Annotated in this window: 18 protein-coding genes; 11 read left to right on the top strand and 7 right to left on the bottom strand. The window is 72.8% G+C overall.

Going from position 1 to position 15,084, the window contains the following annotated elements; translation table 11 throughout:
• Positions 1-33: 33 nt before the first annotated feature.
• Genes E8M80_RS08550 through E8M80_RS08565 form a run of 4 tightly spaced genes read right to left on the bottom strand, consistent with a single transcriptional unit; the run spans position 34 to position 3,789 of the window.
• Positions 34-531: a CinA family protein gene (locus E8M80_RS08550; protein ID WP_137125386.1), complete on the bottom strand. Its 498-nt coding sequence runs from the start codon at positions 529-531 to the stop codon at positions 34-36.
• A gap of 2 nt (positions 532-533) precedes the next feature.
• Positions 534-968: a phosphatidylglycerophosphatase A gene (locus E8M80_RS08555; RefSeq protein WP_370287296.1), complete on the bottom strand. Its 435-nt coding sequence runs from the start codon at positions 966-968 to the stop codon at positions 534-536.
• Positions 965-1,819 (bottom strand): alpha/beta fold hydrolase, encoded by an 855-nt coding sequence (locus E8M80_RS08560; RefSeq protein ID WP_137125255.1) that lies wholly within the window; start codon positions 1,817-1,819, stop codon positions 965-967. Before E8M80_RS08560 ends, E8M80_RS08555 begins: the two co-directional genes overlap by 4 nt.
• A complete protein-coding gene (locus tag E8M80_RS08565) occupies positions 1,819-3,789 on the bottom strand; it encodes a lytic transglycosylase domain-containing protein (RefSeq protein ID WP_137125256.1) in 1,971 nt (656 codons plus the stop codon). The genes E8M80_RS08560 and E8M80_RS08565 overlap by 1 nt, the downstream gene beginning before the upstream one ends.
• A gap of 115 nt (positions 3,790-3,904) precedes the next feature.
• Between E8M80_RS08565 and dapA the strand changes: the two genes are divergently transcribed.
• Positions 3,905-4,783 carry a 4-hydroxy-tetrahydrodipicolinate synthase gene (gene dapA / locus E8M80_RS08570; RefSeq protein WP_137125257.1) on the top strand — a complete coding sequence of 293 codons (879 nt, stop codon included), beginning with the start codon at positions 3,905-3,907 and terminating at the stop codon, positions 4,781-4,783.
• A gap of 176 nt (positions 4,784-4,959) precedes the next feature.
• Complete coding sequence (gene smpB / locus E8M80_RS08575; protein ID WP_137125258.1) at positions 4,960-5,451, top strand: SsrA-binding protein SmpB; 492 nt, start codon at positions 4,960-4,962, stop codon at positions 5,449-5,451.
• Between the two features lie 131 nt (positions 5,452-5,582).
• Here the strand turns inward: smpB and E8M80_RS08580 are convergent, their stop codons facing one another.
• Positions 5,583-6,068: a hypothetical protein gene (locus tag E8M80_RS08580; protein ID WP_137125259.1), complete on the bottom strand. Its 486-nt coding sequence runs from the start codon at positions 6,066-6,068 to the stop codon at positions 5,583-5,585.
• A 94-nt stretch (positions 6,069-6,162) separates the two neighbouring features.
• Here E8M80_RS08580 and E8M80_RS08585 point away from each other — a divergent pair, with 94 nt between their 5' ends.
• Together E8M80_RS08585 and E8M80_RS08590 are read left to right on the top strand one after the other, a co-directional pair.
• Positions 6,163-6,831, top strand: a complete 669-nt coding sequence (locus tag E8M80_RS08585) for a sulfite oxidase-like oxidoreductase (protein ID WP_137125260.1) — start codon at positions 6,163-6,165, stop codon at positions 6,829-6,831.
• Positions 6,824-7,372, top strand: a complete 549-nt coding sequence (locus E8M80_RS08590; RefSeq protein WP_137125261.1) for a glutathione peroxidase — start codon at positions 6,824-6,826, stop codon at positions 7,370-7,372. Before E8M80_RS08585 ends, E8M80_RS08590 begins: the two co-directional genes overlap by 8 nt.
• Before the next feature lie 16 nt (positions 7,373-7,388).
• On the opposite strand, the gene E8M80_RS08595 is transcribed toward E8M80_RS08590, so the two are convergent.
• Both E8M80_RS08595 and E8M80_RS08600 read right to left on the bottom strand, forming a co-directional pair.
• Positions 7,389-8,048 carry a uracil-DNA glycosylase gene (locus E8M80_RS08595; RefSeq protein ID WP_137125262.1) on the bottom strand — a complete coding sequence of 220 codons (660 nt, stop codon included), beginning with the start codon at positions 8,046-8,048 and terminating at the stop codon, positions 7,389-7,391.
• The gene (locus tag E8M80_RS08600) at positions 8,045-8,668 is read right to left on the bottom strand and encodes an NYN domain-containing protein (RefSeq protein WP_137125263.1); all 624 of its coding nucleotides are present in this window, start codon (positions 8,666-8,668) and stop codon (positions 8,045-8,047) included. The genes E8M80_RS08595 and E8M80_RS08600 overlap by 4 nt, the downstream gene beginning before the upstream one ends.
• Positions 8,669-8,769: 101 nt before the next feature.
• Here E8M80_RS08600 and folK point away from each other — a divergent pair, with 101 nt between their 5' ends.
• From folK to era, 7 genes are all read left to right on the top strand, one after another.
• Entirely contained in the window at positions 8,770-9,282 is a 513-nt protein-coding gene (folK, locus tag E8M80_RS08605; protein ID WP_137125264.1) for a 2-amino-4-hydroxy-6-hydroxymethyldihydropteridine diphosphokinase, read from the top strand.
• A 166-nt stretch (positions 9,283-9,448) separates the two neighbouring features.
• The gene (rpoZ, locus tag E8M80_RS08610) at positions 9,449-9,841 is read left to right on the top strand and encodes a DNA-directed RNA polymerase subunit omega (RefSeq protein WP_137125265.1); all 393 of its coding nucleotides are present in this window, start codon (positions 9,449-9,451) and stop codon (positions 9,839-9,841) included.
• A 13-nt stretch (positions 9,842-9,854) separates the two neighbouring features.
• Positions 9,855-12,134 (top strand): bifunctional (p)ppGpp synthetase/guanosine-3',5'-bis(diphosphate) 3'-pyrophosphohydrolase, encoded by a 2,280-nt coding sequence (locus E8M80_RS08615; RefSeq protein ID WP_137125266.1) that lies wholly within the window; start codon positions 9,855-9,857, stop codon positions 12,132-12,134.
• Between the two features lie 151 nt (positions 12,135-12,285).
• A complete protein-coding gene (gene acpS / locus E8M80_RS08620) occupies positions 12,286-12,693 on the top strand; it encodes a holo-ACP synthase (protein WP_137125267.1) in 408 nt (135 codons plus the stop codon).
• 85 nt (positions 12,694-12,778) lie between these two features.
• The gene (gene lepB / locus E8M80_RS08625) at positions 12,779-13,531 is read left to right on the top strand and encodes a signal peptidase I (protein ID WP_137125268.1); all 753 of its coding nucleotides are present in this window, start codon (positions 12,779-12,781) and stop codon (positions 13,529-13,531) included.
• On the top strand, positions 13,528-14,196 hold the full coding sequence (rnc, locus tag E8M80_RS08630; RefSeq protein WP_137125269.1) for a ribonuclease III: 669 nt from the start codon (positions 13,528-13,530) through the stop codon (positions 14,194-14,196). The genes lepB and rnc overlap by 4 nt, the downstream gene beginning before the upstream one ends.
• Positions 14,193-15,083: a GTPase Era gene (gene era / locus E8M80_RS08635; protein WP_137125270.1), complete on the top strand. Its 891-nt coding sequence runs from the start codon at positions 14,193-14,195 to the stop codon at positions 15,081-15,083. Before rnc ends, era begins: the two co-directional genes overlap by 4 nt.
• The last annotated feature ends 1 nt before the right edge of the window (position 15,084 follow it).

The following is a 15,084-nucleotide window of genomic DNA, read 5'->3' on the forward strand; positions in this document are numbered from 1 at the left end:
GTCGCGGACTCCGCAGGCAAGGCTGAACCGGGCTCAGCCCGGCGCCGCGGCCATTCTGTCCGCCAGGTGCAGCGCCGCGGCCACGGTCGCCGCGCGCACCGCTGTCCGGTCGCCGGGAAAGTCGTGTCGTTCGACCGTGGTCGGCCCGCCGCGCCGCGCGCAGCCGATGAAGACCAGCCCGACCGGCTTGCCCGGCGTCGCGCCGCCCGGCCCCGCGATGCCGGTGCAGGACAGCGCGATGTCGGCGCCGGCGGCGGCCAGCGCGCCCTCGGCCATCTCGCGCGCCACGGGCTCGCTCACCGCGCCATGGGCGGCGAGCGTCTCCTCCCGCACGCCGACCATCCGCGCCTTGGCGGCGTTGGAGTAGGTGACGAACCCCCCCGTCACGACGGCCGAGGACCCCGCGATGGCCGTCAGCGCCGCGGCGATCAGCCCGCCGGTGCAGGATTCCGCCGTGGCGAGCGTCAGGCCCCGCGCCTCCAGCGCGGCGAGCAGGTCCCGCGCGGCATCGAGCGTCGTCTCCGGCAGCATGGTCACGCCCCCCAGGCGGCCAGCGCCAGCAGGGCCGCCCCCGCCATCGCGCCGGCCAGGATGTCGTCCAGCATCACGCCCGTCGCCCCCGGCAGCCCGTCCGCCCAGGATACCGGCCAGGGCTTCAGGATGTCGAAGGCCCGGAACAGCAGGAAGGCGAGGCCGACCCAGAACCAGCCCGCGCCCGCGGGCAGCGCGGCCAGCGCCAGCAGCATCCCCGCCGCCTCGTCCACCACGATCCAGCCCGGGTCGGAATCGGCGGCCGGCAGGGCGCTGACCGCCCACCAGCCCGCGAGCGTCGCCGCGGCCGCCAACGCCAGGCAGGCCGTGGGCCCGAGCAGCGCCGCCGGCAGCACCACGAGCGACCCCCAGCTGCCCGGTGCCGGCCGCAGCCGCCCGACGCCGCCGAGCGTCGCGACCGCCATCGCCGGCGTCACGGCACCGCCTCCAGGAAGGCCTCGAGCGCATCGGCGGCCGGTGCCTCCCCGAGCGTCGGCGAGTGCCCCGTCCCCGGCAGCGCGACGACGGCCATGTCCGGGCGCAGGCGGCGCATCTCGGCGACCGTCGGCGGGGTCAGCAGCGTGCTCGCGTCCCCCCAGACCAGCATCAGCGGCAGCCGGTCGAGCCCGCGGAACATGGCCCAGAGGTCGGGTGCCCGCCCGGCCGAGGCGCCCACCACCTGCTCCCCGATGCGCGTGTCCCAGCGCGGGTGCCAGAGCCCGTCCGGGCCTTCCGCATAGGTCCGGCGCGTGAAGGCCTCCCAGCCTGCCTCGTCGAGCAGCGGCATCGGTGGGTGGCGTTCCCGGTACCAGGCGGAGGCGGCGGCGAAGTCGCGGAATGCGTGGTCGCTGCCGATCAGGTCCAGCACCTTCTCCCGGCCCATCGGCGCGATGGCCGGGCCGATGTCGTTCAGCGCCACGGCGGCGAGCGCCGCCGGGCGCATCGCCGACATCGCCATCGCGACCAGCCCCCCGAAGGAGGTGCCGACCACCGCGACCCGGTGCAGGTGCAGCGCCGCCATGGCATCCAGCACGTCGCGCACCAGCAGGTCCGGCCGGTAGCGTGCCGGGTCGGCGGCGCGCCCGCTCTCCCCGTGCCCGGCATAGTCCAGTGCGACGATCCGCCGCCGGCCGGCGTGGCGCGCCACCACCGTTTCCGCATCGAGCGCCGTGCGCGAGATGCCCGAGAGCACCAGCAGCGGCGTCCGCCCGGCCGGCCCTGCCCATTCCAGCGCCGAGAGCCGTAGCCCGTCGCGGGCCGAGACCGTGACCCGCTGCGGCGCCGCCATCAGCGCGGGGCGCGCATGAAACGCGCCAGCGGATGTTCGAGCGCCAGGCTCGCCGGGTCCTGCGCACGGTAGACGACGACGTTCTCGATCACGCGCTGGACGTAGTTGCGCGTCTCCGAGAAGGGGATCTGCTCGATCCAGTCGATCACGTCCGTATCCGCCCCGCGCGGATCGCCATAGGTGCCGAGCCACTGGTCGACGCGCCCGGGCCCCGCATTGTAGGCGGCGGCGGCGAGCGGCAGGGCGCCGTCGTAGCGGTCCAGCATCTGCTCGAGATAGGCGGCGCCGAGGCGCATGTTGACCTCCGGCTCCGCCGTGAGCTGCCCGACGCTGACGGACATGCCGAGCCGCCGCGCCACCAGCGTCGCGGTCGAGGGCAGCAGTTGCATGAGCCCGCGCGCATTGGCGCTGCTGACCGCCTCGCGGTCGAAATTGCTCTCCTGCCTGGTGATGGCGTTGATGAAGGCGGGCTCGGGCGTCGTGACGGGCGGCCGGTAGGGGGCGGGCCAGCCCTCCGGCAGCAGGATGTCGCCCTCCGCCCCGGCGCGGCGCGCGACCCAGACGGCGTGGTCGGGCCGGCCGATATGCTTGGCCAGCCGGGCGGCCAGCATGCGGTCGGTGCCGTCCGCGGCCAGGTCTTCGAGCCGCAGCAGGAAGATGCGCGCGCGGCGCGTGTCGCCGAGGTCGGCCAGTGTCAGCACGGCGCGGGCCAGTTCCCGCCCGGCGAAATCGGCCGCGCGCGGCGTCGTGACCGGCGGCACCGGCGCCGCCGCGACGCGCGCCGAGAGCCGGGCCTCGTCCTCGCCGAGCGCGAGCGCGGCCAATTGCCCGTAGAAGGCGACCGGCAGGCCGGCGGCCTCGGCGTAGCGGGCGCCGGCCGCGGTGCCCTCGCCCCGCGCCGAAAGCGCGCGGCCCTGCCAATAGGCGCTCCGCGCGCGCGTGATGACCGACCGGCTGCCCTGGCCGACCGCCGCGAAATGCCGTTCGGCCAGCGCCGGGTCGTTCAGGCGCCGCAGCGCGATGAAGCCCGCCAGGAATTCGCCGTCCTGGCGCGGCTCGCCCCGCTCCGCCTGGCCGTGCGCGGCGGCGATGCGATAGGCCTCGCGCGGCTGGCCGAGCCTGAGCAGCTTGCGCGAGAGCACCTGGCGCTCGGCCCAGACGGCCCGCGCGGCATCGCCGGAGAGGTCCCGTTGCAGCCCCTCGGCGGCGATCCAGACGGCGGCGGCCTCCTGGTCCCGGTCGCGGCGGCGGAGCAGGCGCGCGGCCTCGTAGGCCCAGCCGATGTCGGCGGGGCGGGCGGCGAGCAGGCTGTCATCCTCCCGCGCCAGGGCGAGCCGTGCATCGGCCGCGCTGCGCCGCGCGCCCGACAGGCGCTGCGCGGCGCGGGACGCGCCGCCGAAGTCCCGCGCGAAGGCGAGGCGGTCGAAGCGGCGCCAATGGTCCTCCTCCCGCAGCGCGCTGCCGAAACGAAGCAGCAGCGTCTCCTCGGAGAGCGCGTCGCCGGCCGTTCCGGTCCAGGCACGGCGGACGACCGCCTGCGCATCGGCGCCGCGGCCGGCGCGGGCCAGCGCCTCGGCGTGGCGGAGCGCGCCGGCGAGGCTGCGAGCCGGGTTGCGGTCGAAATGACGGAGCGCCAGCGCATCGTCGGAGTCGCCCGCCAGCGCTTCCTCCGCGCGGCGGTTCAGCGTGTCGGGGAAGGGCCAGTCGGGGTTCTCGGAGATGAAGGCCACGAGTTCGGCCGCCGTGGCCGGGCCCTGGCGGTTCACCAGCCGCAGCCAGAGCGCGATCTTGCCGGCGACCGGGTCGGCGGCGGCGGCCAGGCCCTCGGCCTCGGCCCAGCGCCCCGCGCTGGCGGCGAGAAGGGCCAGGCGGCCTGCGGCGCGCGCGCCGTCCGGCGCCCAGGGCTGCGCGGCGGCCGGCGGCGAGAGGAAGGGGAGGAGCAGGGCGGCGAGGATCGTGAGGCGTCGCATGGCCGCCTTCCTACCCGATCCCGCCCCGGCTTGTCCCGCGCGCCGGTCCCGGAGCCTTGTCCCGGGGGGGCCGCGCGCCTAGGTTCGCCCGTCTCGACAAGCGGAGGGCTGCGTCATGTTCAGGGGTTCGATGGTCGCGCTGATCACGCCGATGCGTGCCGACGGCTCCGTGGACGAGAAAGCCTTCCAGGACCTGGTGGAATGGCAGATCGCCGAGGGCACCGAGGGCCTGATCCCGGTCGGCACCACCGGGGAAAGCCCGACCCTTTCGCATGCCGAGCACAAGCGCGTGGTCGAGATGTGCGTCGCGACGGCGAAGGGGCGCGTGCCCGTCATCGCCGGCGCTGGGTCCAACAGCACTGCCGAGGCGATCGACTTCGCACTGCACGCCAAGAAGGCCGGCGCGGACGCTACGCTCGTGGTCACGCCCTACTACAACAAGCCGACGCAGGAAGGGATGTTCCTGCACTTCATGGCGATCGCGGATGCCGCCGACATCCCGATGTTCGTCTACAACATCCCCGGCCGCAGCGTGGTCGACATGTCGGTCGAGACCATGGCGCGGCTGGCGAAGCACCCGAACATCGTGGGCGTGAAGGACGCGACGGCGAACCTCGTGCGCCCGCTGCACACGAAGCGCGCCTGCGGCGCCGACTTCATCCAGCTGAGCGGCGAGGACCACACCGCGCTCGCCTTCAACGCCTCCGGCGGGACGGGCTGCATCAGCGTGACCGCCAATGTCGCGCCGCGGCTCTGCGCCGAGATGCAGAAGGCCTGGCGCGAGGGGCGGGTCGCGGAGGCGACGGCGATCCAGGACCGGCTCGTGCCGCTGCACGACGCGCTGTTCTGCGAGACCTCGCCCGGCCCGGTGAAGTACGCGGCGAGCCTGCTCGGCAAGGGCACCGACCATTGCCGGCTGCCGCTGGCGCCGGTCGCCGACGGCACGCGGGCGCGGGTCCGGGATGCGATGGTCTCGGTGGGGCTGCTGAACTGATCGGCGCCCCCGAGGCCACCCACGCCGCCAACGTTTTGCGGCCCGGGGCCTTGCCTCGGGCCGGGAGCGCACCGCGCGACCGCGCCCAGACCATCCGCCGGACCGGGCGCACCCGCGCACGGCGCGAAGGCCAGCCGCGCGGATGCGCGGCGCCCGCCGTCTGAGGGTCATCAAGAGTGGCTGAGAAGAAGAAATCGGGCCTGATCTCGCACGGCATTGCCGCGCAGAACCGCAAGGCGCGCTTCGACTACAAGATCGGCGAGATGATCGAGGCCGGGCTCGCGCTGATCGGCCCCGAGGTGAAGTCGCTGCGCGCCGGCCGCGCGACGCTGGCCGAGGCCTGGGCCGGGGAGCGGGACGGCGAGATGTGGCTGTTCAACTGCTACATTCCCGAATGGCAGGCCGGCAGCTTCATGGCGAAGTTCGAGCCGCGCCGGCCGCGCAAGCTGCTGCTGCACAGGAAGCAGGTGGAGGCGCTGACAGGGGCCATCACGCGGGAGGGTGCGACACTCGTGCCGCTCGACATCCATTTCAACGACCGCGGCCGGGCGAAGGTGCTGCTGGGCGTGGCCGAGGGCAAGAAGAAGCACGACAAGCGCGCCGCCATCGCGGAGCGGGACTGGCAGCGCGACAAGGCGCGCCTGATACGGAACAAGGGGCGGGAATAGCCCCGTCACACCAGCGGCCGCACGCCTTGACCCGTGAAGCGGTCGCGCGGCCGCTGGCATGGCCTTGATGTCGCGCGCAGCCGCCACACCAACCCTGCGCGCAGATACGTCCGGCAATAGCGCCGGGCGTATCAGCCGGCCCCGGCACGCATCAGCGCCGCGCGGTAGAATTCCCGCACGGCCGCGAAGGGCCGCCCCTCGGACTCCAGCAGCGCCTGCACCTCGAACAGGTAGGGCGCCGCGACGGGCCGCTCCAGCAGCAGGCGGCGCACGGGCCTCAGCGGCGCGACCACGATGCCGAAGGGCAGGTCCGTCGCCTCCAGCGCGCTGGCCATGCCCGGCGCCAGCCGCGCATCGACCCACCAGACGTCGCAATCCGACAGCGCCACCGCCCCGCGCATGAGCGTGACGGAACGATGCCGCGGCCGCTCCGGCGCATCGAGCAGCCACGCGAGGTCGGGTGCGCCCGGCAGGGGTGCGCGGCGGTGGCTCGTGACGGGGCCGCGGCCGATCCCGTGCTCCTCGCACCAGGCCTGGAGGCAGCGGGTCGCGCTTCCGGCCTCGGCCAGGCGGCGGCGGAAGGCGGAAAGGGGCAGGTCGAGGTCGCTGGGCAGCATGACGTTGCGCCCACATGTGGCATGCCTGGGCGGAACGGACAGCCCTTGCATCCGTGCCCGCGGGGCGCACGTAATCGGCCGCGAGGAGATCGCGATGGACCAGGACGACATCCCGACGACGGGCGCGGTGAAGGACAAGCTGATCCGCACCAAGGAACGCTGGGCCGAGGAAGGCCGGCTTCTGACCGGCACGACGGCCGACCCGGCGCGCGACCGCCTGCCGCCGGGCCAGACGCTTGTGAAGGACTGGCCGGTGCTCGACCTCGGCGTGCAGCCGGACGTCGCGCGGGAGAAGTTCCGGCTGCGTGTCGAAGGCCTGGTCGAAAGCCGCATCGCGCTCGACTGGGACGCCTACATGGCGCTGCCGCAGTCCGAGATGGTCGTGGACATCCACTGCGTCACGCAATGGAGCCGCTACGACAACCGCTTCGCCGGCGTGAAGGTCGCGGACATCCTCGCGCTCGCGAAGCCGAAGCCGGAGGCGCGCTTCGTGAGCCTGACCTGCTACGACGGCTACACGACGAACCTCGCGATCGAGGATTTCGCCGCCCCGGACGTGATGTTCGCGCATGCCTGGGAAGGCGCGCCGCTGACCCGCCAGCACGGCGCCCCGGTGCGGCTCGTGCTGCCCCGCCTCTATTTCTGGAAGAGCCCGAAATGGATCACGCGGGTCGAGTTGCTCGCCGAGGACCGCCCCGGCTTCTGGGAGGTGCGCGGCTACCACAATCGCGGCGACCCGTGGATGGAGGAACGCTATGGCTGAGGCGCTGCGCCGAACCGTCCTTGCCCTGCCGCTGATGGCCAGCGCCGCCGCCGCCGCCGAGCCCGACGCCTGGTCCTTCCGCTTCCCCGCGCTGGAGGGCGGCGAGCACGACCTGGCTGCGTGGCGCGGGCGCGTGCTGCTGGTGGTGAACACGGCGTCCTTCTGCGGCTTCACGCCGCAATATGCCGCGTTGCAGCGGCTGCACGAACGCTACCGGGAGCGTGGCCTGGTCGTGTTCGGCGTGCCGTCCAACGACTTCAACCAGGAAGCCGCCAGCGCCGCGCAGGTGCGCGAGTTCTGCGACGCGCAGTTCGGGATCGACTTCCCGCTGGCCGCGATCTCCCGCGTGCGGGGGGCCGATGCGCACCCCTTCTTCCGCTGGGCCGCGGTGCGGGCGGGCGGCGAGCCGCGCTGGAACTTCCACAAGTACCTGGTGGCGCGGGACGGGCAGCGCGTGCGCGGCTTCGCGACGCGCGTCGCGCCGGATAATATCGAGATGACGCGGGCGATCGAGGCCGCGCTGGCCGCGCCCGGCGCCTGACGCGTCGCGGCGTTGGTCACCCGAGGCGCGGCAGCAGCGCCTCCACCACGGCCTCGAACATCTCGGGCGTCAGGCGCCTCGTTGAGGTGTTGTACCGGCTGACATGGTAGGAATCCGCCAGCAGCAGCCCACCGGGCAGCGCATGGACCGCGCCGTGGGCGAAGGCGACGCGGCTGGCCGGGATGCCCTTCGCGCGCAGCAGCGCGGCATGCGCCACGACGCCCAGCGCCAGCACCGCGCGCAGCCCCGGCATGGCGGCCAGTTCCGCCTGCAGGAAGCCGTTGCAGGTGCGGATCTCGGCCGGGGTCGGCAGGTTCTCCGGCGGCACGCAGCGCACGGCATTGGCGATGCGGCAGCCGGTCAGTTCCATCCCGTCATTCGGGTCTTCCCGGAATTCGCCGCGCGCCAGGCCGAACTTCAGGAGCGTCCCGTAGAGCAGCCGCCCGGCATAGTCGCCCGTGAAGGGCCGGCCCGTGCGGTTCGCCCCACGCACCCCGGGTGCGAGGCCCAGCACCAGCAGCGGCGCGGCGCGCGGGCCCCAGGACGGCACGGGCGCATTGTGCCAGTCGGGATTGGCCGCCCGGTTCGCGGCCCGGTATGCGACCAGCCGCGGGCAGGCGGGGCAATCGGCGGAAGGCGCGGCGCCAGGCGCGGGCGGCGCCGGCGCGGCGGTCATGCGTCCTCCGCGGCCGACGTGTCGGCATAGGGGTCGGCCGGCGTTGCCCGCGCGGTCCGCGCCGCGGCTGGCGGCGGCGCGGTGGTGGGGCGTGCGCGGGCCTCGACCTGCCGTCGGGTGAAGTCCTGGCCGATCTCCTCGATCTCGAGGAAGGCATCCGCCTGCCGGCGCAGTTCGTCGGCGATCATGGGCGGCTGCGACCGGACGGAGGAGACGACGGTGACCCGCACCCCCATGCGCTGCACCGCCTCGACCAGCCGGCGGAAATCCCCGTCGCCCGAGAACAGCACCGCATGGTCGAGGTGCGGCGCCATCTCCAGCATGTCGACCGCCAGCTCGACATCCATGTTGCCCTTGAGCCGCAGCCGCCCCGACGGGTCGGATTGCTGCTTGGCCGGCTTAGTCACCACCTGCCAGCCATTGTAGGCGAGCCAGTCGGTCAGCGGGCGTAGGGGGGAATAATCCTCCGTCTCTATGAGGGCGGTGTAGTAGAAGGCCCGGACCAGGTAGGTCGAGCGCCCGAAATAGTCGAGCATGGCGGCGAAATCGATCTCGAACCCGAGCGCGCGTGTCGTGTGATAGAGGTTCGCCCCATCCACGAAGATGCCGACACGTTCCATTCCGCCAGCACGCCGCATGATCAGATCCGCCCTGGGCCATCGCTCCGCGTCCCGGCAGGGACGCGTCCGCGCGTCCGCTACACCCATCGGGCACGCCTGTCATGGCCGCTGAGGCGGCGCTGGTCGCGATCGGCGCCAACCTGCCCCGGCCCGGCGGCGGCACGCCGATCGAGACCTGCCGCTGGGCGGTGGCGCGGCTGGGCGCAAGCCCCGGCCTGCGGGTCCGCGCGGTTTCCTCCTGGTGGGAATCCGCGCCGATTCCGCCCGACCCGTCCGCGCCGCCCTTCGTGAACGGCGTCGCGCTGGTCGACGCGGCCCTGACGCCCGAGGCGCTGCTCGCCGCCCTGCACGCCATCGAGGCCGAGGCCGGGCGCGCGAGGCCCTACCCCAATGCGCCACGGGTGCTCGACCTCGACCTGATCGACCTCGGCGGCCGGGTCCGCGCCGGGCCGGCCCCGGTGCTGCCGCATCCGCGCGCGCATCTGCGCGCCTTCGTTCTGCGCCCTCTGGCGGAGGTCGCGCCCGGCTGGGTGCATCCGGTGACGGGGGAGGCGGTCGAGGGCCTGATCGCCGCGCTTGCGCCGCAGGCGATCCGCCGCCTGGAGCCCGCCTGAGCGGGCTTTCGCGGCCCGGCGGCGGTCCTTGGGCCGGAGCGCCCCCGCGCGGGGCGGGCTGGCCGCTTGCGCTGCGGTGCAGCGCCGCCTATGTGGAGAGGTTACCGGAGAATTCGGGCGCCCGGAGACCTCATCCGCGCGCCCCCAACGTGTTTGGAGCCTCCTTATGGCGCGCGTCACCGTCGAAGACTGCATCGAGAAGATCCCGAACCGCTTCGAGCTCGTCCTGCTCGCCGCCCAGCGTGCGCGCAACATCAGCCGGGGCGAAGCGATCGAGGTCGACCGCGACAACGACAAGAACCCCGTCGTCGCGCTGCGCGAGATCGCCGAGGAAAAGGTGGAACTCGCCGCGCTCGAGGGCGACCTCATCAAGTCGCTGAGCCGCGCGCCGGAGCCCGAGCCGGCCGAGGAGGAGGTGATGGACATCATCGCCACCGACGAGAACATCTTCGGCATCATGGAAGTGCAGGAGGAACCCCTGCCGGAATCCGCCGCCGAGGACCTCTCGCCCGACGACATCGAGGCCGCGATCGCCGCCGAACTGGCCGGCAAGCGCTAAGGCGGCGCAGCGTATGGGCCAGGGCGCCGTCGGCACCCGACCAACCGGCCCCGTGCTGGCCCCCGAGGGGCTGCGCGCCGACGCGGCGCCGAGCCCTGGCGTCGAGCTGGCGCGCCAGGTCCTCGCCTACGACCCGCGCGCCGACGGCGCATTGATCGAGGCGGCCTGGCGCCTCGCCGAGGAAGCCCACGCGCCCCAGAAGCGCGAGGACGGCCAGCCCTACATCGTCCATCCGCTGGCCGTGGCGCAGATCCTGGCCGGCTACAGGCTGGACGCCGCGACCGTCGCGACCGCCCTGCTGCACGACACGGTCGAGGACACCGGCGTCACGCTGGCCGAGATCGAGCGCCGCTTCGGCAAGGAGATCGCGCGCCTCGTGGACGGCGTCACCAAGCTGACGCGGCTCGAGATCCAGTCCGAGCGCACCAAGCAGGCGGAAAACTTCCGCAAGCTCGTGCTGGCCATGAGCGAGGACATCCGCGTCCTCATCGTCAAGCTGGCCGACCGGCTGCACAACATGCGCACCCTGGGCGCGGTCGGGAAGCCCGAGAAGCGCCGCCGCACGGCGCGCGAGACGATCGAGATCTACGCCCCGCTCGCCGAGCGCATCGGCATGGACGCGCTCAAGACCGAGATCGAGACGCTGTCCTTCCGGGAGATGAACCCGGATGCGTGGCAGACCATCGCGGCCCGCCTGACCTACCTGCGCGGCCAGGGCGCCGACCTGATCGAGGAGATCGAGCACGACCTGCGCCGCGTGCTGCGCGAACAGGGCGTGGACGCGATCGAGGTGCTGGGGCGGGAGAAGTCGCCCTATTCCATCTGGCTCAAGATGCAGCGCAAGAACGTGGCCTTCGAGCAGCTGTCGGACATCATGGCCTTCCGCGTCATCGTGAAGGACAAGGGCGACTGCTACGGCGCGCTTGGCGCCATCCATTCCGCCTATCGCGTGGTGCCCGGCCGCTTCAAGGACTGGATCAGCACGCCCAAGACCAACGGCTACCAGTCCCTGCACACGGGCGTGACGGTGCCCGAGCGGCGCAACGCCAAGATCGAGGTGCAGATCCGCACGCGCGACATGCACGACATCGCGGAATTCGGCGTCGCCGCGCACTGGATCTACAAGCAGGGCGAGAGCATCGCCGGCAACCGCAAGCGCTACCCCTGGGTGCGCGACCTGCTCGAGATCCTGGAAAGCGCGGCCGACCCGCAGGATTTCCTCGACCACACCAAGCTCGAACTGCATCGCGACCAGGTCTTCTGCTTCACGCCGAAGGGCGACCTGATCGAATTGCCGCGCGGCGCGACCCCGGTCGACTTCGCCTACCAGGTGCATTCCCAGGTCGGCGACAACACGGTCGGCGCCAAGGTGAACGGCAAGATCGTGCCGCTGCGCCATGCGCTCGAGAACGGCGACCAGGTCGAGATCATCACCGCGCGCGGCGGCAGTCCGAACCCGGCCTGGGAACGCTTCGTCGTCACCGGCAAGGCGCGCGCGCGCATCCGCCGCTTCGTCCACGCCCGCCAGCGCGCGCAGCAGAAGGAAGACGGCCGCGCCGCCATCGCCAAGGTGTTCCGCGCCGCCGGGCTCGACTTCTCGGACAAGATCGCCGAACCGGCGGTCCGGGCGCTGAAGCAGCCGGACTTCGAGACGCTCTGCGTGGTGGTCGCGACCGGGCAGTTCTCTCCCCGCGACGTGCTGCACGCGGCCGTGCCGGAACTTCGCGCGCCCGCGCGCACCGTGGACCAGATGCCGCTGGCGCGGCCGCGCGGGCGGCTCGGCGCGGGGCCGACGCTGACGCCCGGCAAGGCGGAACGCCCCTCGGCCGCACGGCGGGAAGCGGCGATGGGCGTCACCGGCCTCGTCGCCGGCATGGCGGTGCATTTCGCCGGTTGCTGCCACCCGCTGCCCGGCGACCGCATCGTCGGCATCGTCACGACCGGCCGGGGCGTCACCATCCACAAGCACGACTGCCATGGGCTCGAAGCCTTCGCCGCGACGCCCGAGCGCTTCATCGACGTGGACTGGGAATACGACGACGGCGCGCGCGGCGCCCATGTCGGCCGGATCGAACTGACCGCCGAGAACAATGCCGGCGCGCTCGCGGGACTCACCACCGCGATCGCACGCCAGGAGGGCGCGGTGAACAGCCTGCGCATCCTGAACCGCGTGGGCGACTGGTGCGAGGTGCTGGTGGATGTGGAGGTGCGCGACACCGGCCACCTGGCCGCCATCCTGGCCGCGCTGCGCGCCTGCCCGGGCGTGACGCAGGTGGACAGGGCGCGCGGATGACGCCGGATGCCAGAAGGCCGGGGGAGGGGAACCTCCCCCGGTCCCCCTCCCTTCCTTGGCACCTGGCGCGCGCCGGGGGCGGCGCGCCCCGTTCTCCGACAGAAAAGGGAGGGGGTCCGGGGGAGTTCACTCCCACGGCCTTCCGCTGCCCATGATCATCGGCATCGGCTCCGACGTGCTCGACATCCGCCGCCTCGAGAAGACGATCGAGCGCCACGGCGACCGCTTCCTCGAGCGCATCTTCACCCCGCTCGAGCGCGCCAAGGCCGAGCGCCGGACGGAGCGCATCCGCGCCGCCACCTATGCCAAGCGCTTCGCGGCCAAGGAGGCGGCTTCGAAGGCGCTCGGCACCGGCTTCCGGGCCGGGGTGTTCTGGCGCGACCTCGGCGTGGTCAACCTGCCGTCCGGCCAGCCGACGCTCCGCATGACGGGCGGTGCGGCCGTGCGGCTCGCGGCCATCACGCCGCCCGGCCACCGGGCCGAGATCGCGCTGACCATGACCGACGAATTCCCCTATGCGCAGGCGATGGTCGTCATCACCGCCGTCCCGCTTCCTTGACAGCGCCGCCCCGCGCTGGTTTCCCTGCCGCGCCCGCGCCACCCGGCCGGCGCGGAACCCCCTGACCAGGCCGTCGAAGCACCCCATGCCCAAGAAGAATTCCGGCGGCTGGCTGGAGAGCATCAAGACGATCCTCTATGCGGCGCTGATCGCGATCGGCATCCGCACCGTCGCCTTCGAGCCCTTCAACATCCCCTCGGGCTCCATGATCCCGTCGCTGCTGGTCGGCGACTACCTGTTCGTCTCGAAGTATTCCTACGGTTATTCGCGGCATTCGATGCCGTTCAGCCCGAACCTGTTCGACGGCCGCATCTTCGGCCGCCTGCCGGAACGCGGCGACGTCGCCGTGTTCAAGCTGCCGCGCGATGGTTCCACGGACTACATCAAGCGCATCGTCGGCTTGCCGGGCGACCGCATCCAGGTCCGGGCGGGGATCCTGCACATCAACGGGCAGGCCGTGGCCCGCGAGCTCATGGGCCCCTTCACGGTCGAGGGGGACGGGCCGCGCATCACCGTCCGGCGCTTCCGCGAGACGCTGCCCGGCACCGACGGCCGCCGCGGCGTGACGCATGAGATCCTGGAGGCGACCGACGACGGCGTCTTCGACAACACGATCGAGTTCCGGGTGCCGGAAGGCCATGTCTTCGCCATGGGCGACAACCGCGACAACAGCCTGGACAGCCGGGCGCAGGATGCGGTCGGCTTCATCCCGATCGAGAACCTGGTCGGGCGCGCGGAGTTCATCTTCTTCTCGGTCGACGGCTCCGCTGCCTGGTGGGAGGTGTGGGGATGGCCCTTCGCGATTCGCTGGAGCCGGCTGTTCTCCGCGGTCCGATGAGCGGGATCGAGGATCGCCTCGGCCACCGCTTCGCCGACCCCGAGCTGCTGGCGCATGCCCTGACCCACCGCAGCGCCGCCGATGCGCGCGGCGGGCAGCTCGATTCGAATGAAAGGCTGGAGTTTCTCGGCGACCGCGTGCTCGGCCTGCTGATGGCCGAATGGCTGACCGAACGCTACCCGGAGGAACGCGAGGGCAACCTGACGCGCCGCCTCTCGGCGCTCGTGGCCTGGGAGACGCTGGCGCGGCTGGGGGAGGGGATCGGCCTCGGCGAGGCGATCCGCATTCCGCCCGGGGAGGAGCGCGCCGGGCTGCGCGCCCGCCAGACCGTGACGGCCGATGCGCTGGAGGCTCTGCTCGGCGCCATCTATCGCGACGGCGGGCTCGATGCGGCGCGGGCGGTGGTGCGGCGGCACTGGGCGCCGCTGCTGGATGCCGCGCCGAAGCCGCCGGTTTCGCCCAAGAACCGGTTGCAGGAATACACGCTCGGCCGGGGGCTCGGCCTGCCGGAATACCGGCTGGTCTCGGCCGCCGGGCCGTCGCATGCCCCCTTCTTCGTGGTCGCGGTCAGCGCCGCGGGGCGGGAGGCGGAAGGCGCGGGCGACACCAAGCGCGCGGCGGAACTCGCCGCCGCCGAGGCCTGGCTCACGGGGATCGAACCATGACGCGCTGCGGCCTCGTCGCCATCGTGGGCGCGCCCAATGCGGGCAAGTCCACCCTCGTGAACCGCCTGGCCGGCACCAAGGTCACCATCGTCTCGCCCAAGCCGCAGACCACGCGCTTCCGCATCCGCGCCGTGGTGATGCACGAGGGCAGCCAGATCATCCTGGTGGACACGCCCGGCATCTTCGCGCCGCGCCGGCGGCTCGACCGCGCCATGGTCGCCGCCGCCTGGGGCGGCGCGCAGGATGCCGACATCGCGCTGCTGGTGGTGGATGCGCGTGCCGGGCTGACCGACGCGGTGCGCCGCATCGCCGAGGGCCTGGCGAAGTCGCGCGTCCCCGCCTGGCTCGCGCTCAACAAGACAGACCTGATTCCGGCGCAGCGCCTGCTGCCCCTGACCGCGGAGCTGAACGCCATCCTGCCCTTCGCCGAGACCTTCATGATCTCGGCCGAGAAGGGGGACGGGCTCGACCGCCTGGCCGACCTGCTGGCGCGGGCGATGCCGCCCGGCCCCTACCTGTTCCCCGAGGACGAGCTGACGGACCTGCCGAACCGCATGCTCGCCGCCGAGATCGTGCGCGAGCAGATCCTGCGCCAGACGCACCAGGAGGTGCCGCACCACGCCTCGGTCGAGACCGAGCAATGGACCGAGAACGACGACGGCTCGGTGCGCGTGGACTGCACGATCTACGTCTCCCGCAAGACGCAGAAGGCGATCCTGATCGGGGAGAAGGGCAGCCGAATCCGCACCATCGGGCAATCGGCGCGGATCGAGCTCACGAAGCTGCTGGAACGCCCGGTGCACCTGTTCCTCAACGTGAAGGAACGGGAGGGCTGGGACGAGGAACGCGCGCGCATCCGCGCGATCGGGCTGGACGACGCGGGATGAG

The sequence above is a fragment of the Roseomonas sp. HF4 genome (assembly GCF_005222755.1).
GTDB lineage: Bacteria > Pseudomonadota > Alphaproteobacteria > Acetobacterales > Acetobacteraceae > Neoroseomonas.

What these genes read in the sequence shown, in the direction of transcription:
- E8M80_RS08615 (WP_137125266.1), top strand. Translation starts at nt 9,855, where the DNA reads ATGGGCCAGGGCGCCGTCGGCACCCGACCAACCGGCCCCGTGCTGGCC.
- era (WP_137125270.1), top strand. Translation starts at nt 14,193, where the DNA reads ATGACGCGCTGCGGCCTCGTCGCCATCGTGGGCGCGCCCAATGCGGGC.
- E8M80_RS08565 (WP_137125256.1), bottom strand. Translation starts at nt 3,789, where the DNA reads ATGCGACGCCTCACGATCCTCGCCGCCCTGCTCCTCCCCTTCCTCTCG.
- E8M80_RS08585 (WP_137125260.1), top strand. Translation starts at nt 6,163, where the DNA reads ATGGACCAGGACGACATCCCGACGACGGGCGCGGTGAAGGACAAGCTG.
- lepB (WP_137125268.1), top strand. Translation starts at nt 12,779, where the DNA reads ATGCCCAAGAAGAATTCCGGCGGCTGGCTGGAGAGCATCAAGACGATC.
- E8M80_RS08580 (WP_137125259.1), bottom strand. Translation starts at nt 6,068, where the DNA reads ATGCTGCCCAGCGACCTCGACCTGCCCCTTTCCGCCTTCCGCCGCCGC.
- dapA (WP_137125257.1), top strand. Translation starts at nt 3,905, where the DNA reads ATGTTCAGGGGTTCGATGGTCGCGCTGATCACGCCGATGCGTGCCGAC.
- E8M80_RS08560 (WP_137125255.1), bottom strand. Translation starts at nt 1,819, where the DNA reads ATGGCGGCGCCGCAGCGGGTCACGGTCTCGGCCCGCGACGGGCTACGG.
- acpS (WP_137125267.1), top strand. Translation starts at nt 12,286, where the DNA reads ATGATCATCGGCATCGGCTCCGACGTGCTCGACATCCGCCGCCTCGAG.
- E8M80_RS08595 (WP_137125262.1), bottom strand. Translation starts at nt 8,048, where the DNA reads ATGACCGCCGCGCCGGCGCCGCCCGCGCCTGGCGCCGCGCCTTCCGCC.
- E8M80_RS08600 (WP_137125263.1), bottom strand. Translation starts at nt 8,668, where the DNA reads ATGGAACGTGTCGGCATCTTCGTGGATGGGGCGAACCTCTATCACACG.
- rnc (WP_137125269.1), top strand. Translation starts at nt 13,528, where the DNA reads ATGAGCGGGATCGAGGATCGCCTCGGCCACCGCTTCGCCGACCCCGAG.
- folK (WP_137125264.1), top strand. Translation starts at nt 8,770, where the DNA reads ATGGCCGCTGAGGCGGCGCTGGTCGCGATCGGCGCCAACCTGCCCCGG.
- rpoZ (WP_137125265.1), top strand. Translation starts at nt 9,449, where the DNA reads ATGGCGCGCGTCACCGTCGAAGACTGCATCGAGAAGATCCCGAACCGC.
- E8M80_RS08590 (WP_137125261.1), top strand. Translation starts at nt 6,824, where the DNA reads ATGGCTGAGGCGCTGCGCCGAACCGTCCTTGCCCTGCCGCTGATGGCC.
- E8M80_RS08550 (WP_137125386.1), bottom strand. Translation starts at nt 531, where the DNA reads ATGCTGCCGGAGACGACGCTCGATGCCGCGCGGGACCTGCTCGCCGCG.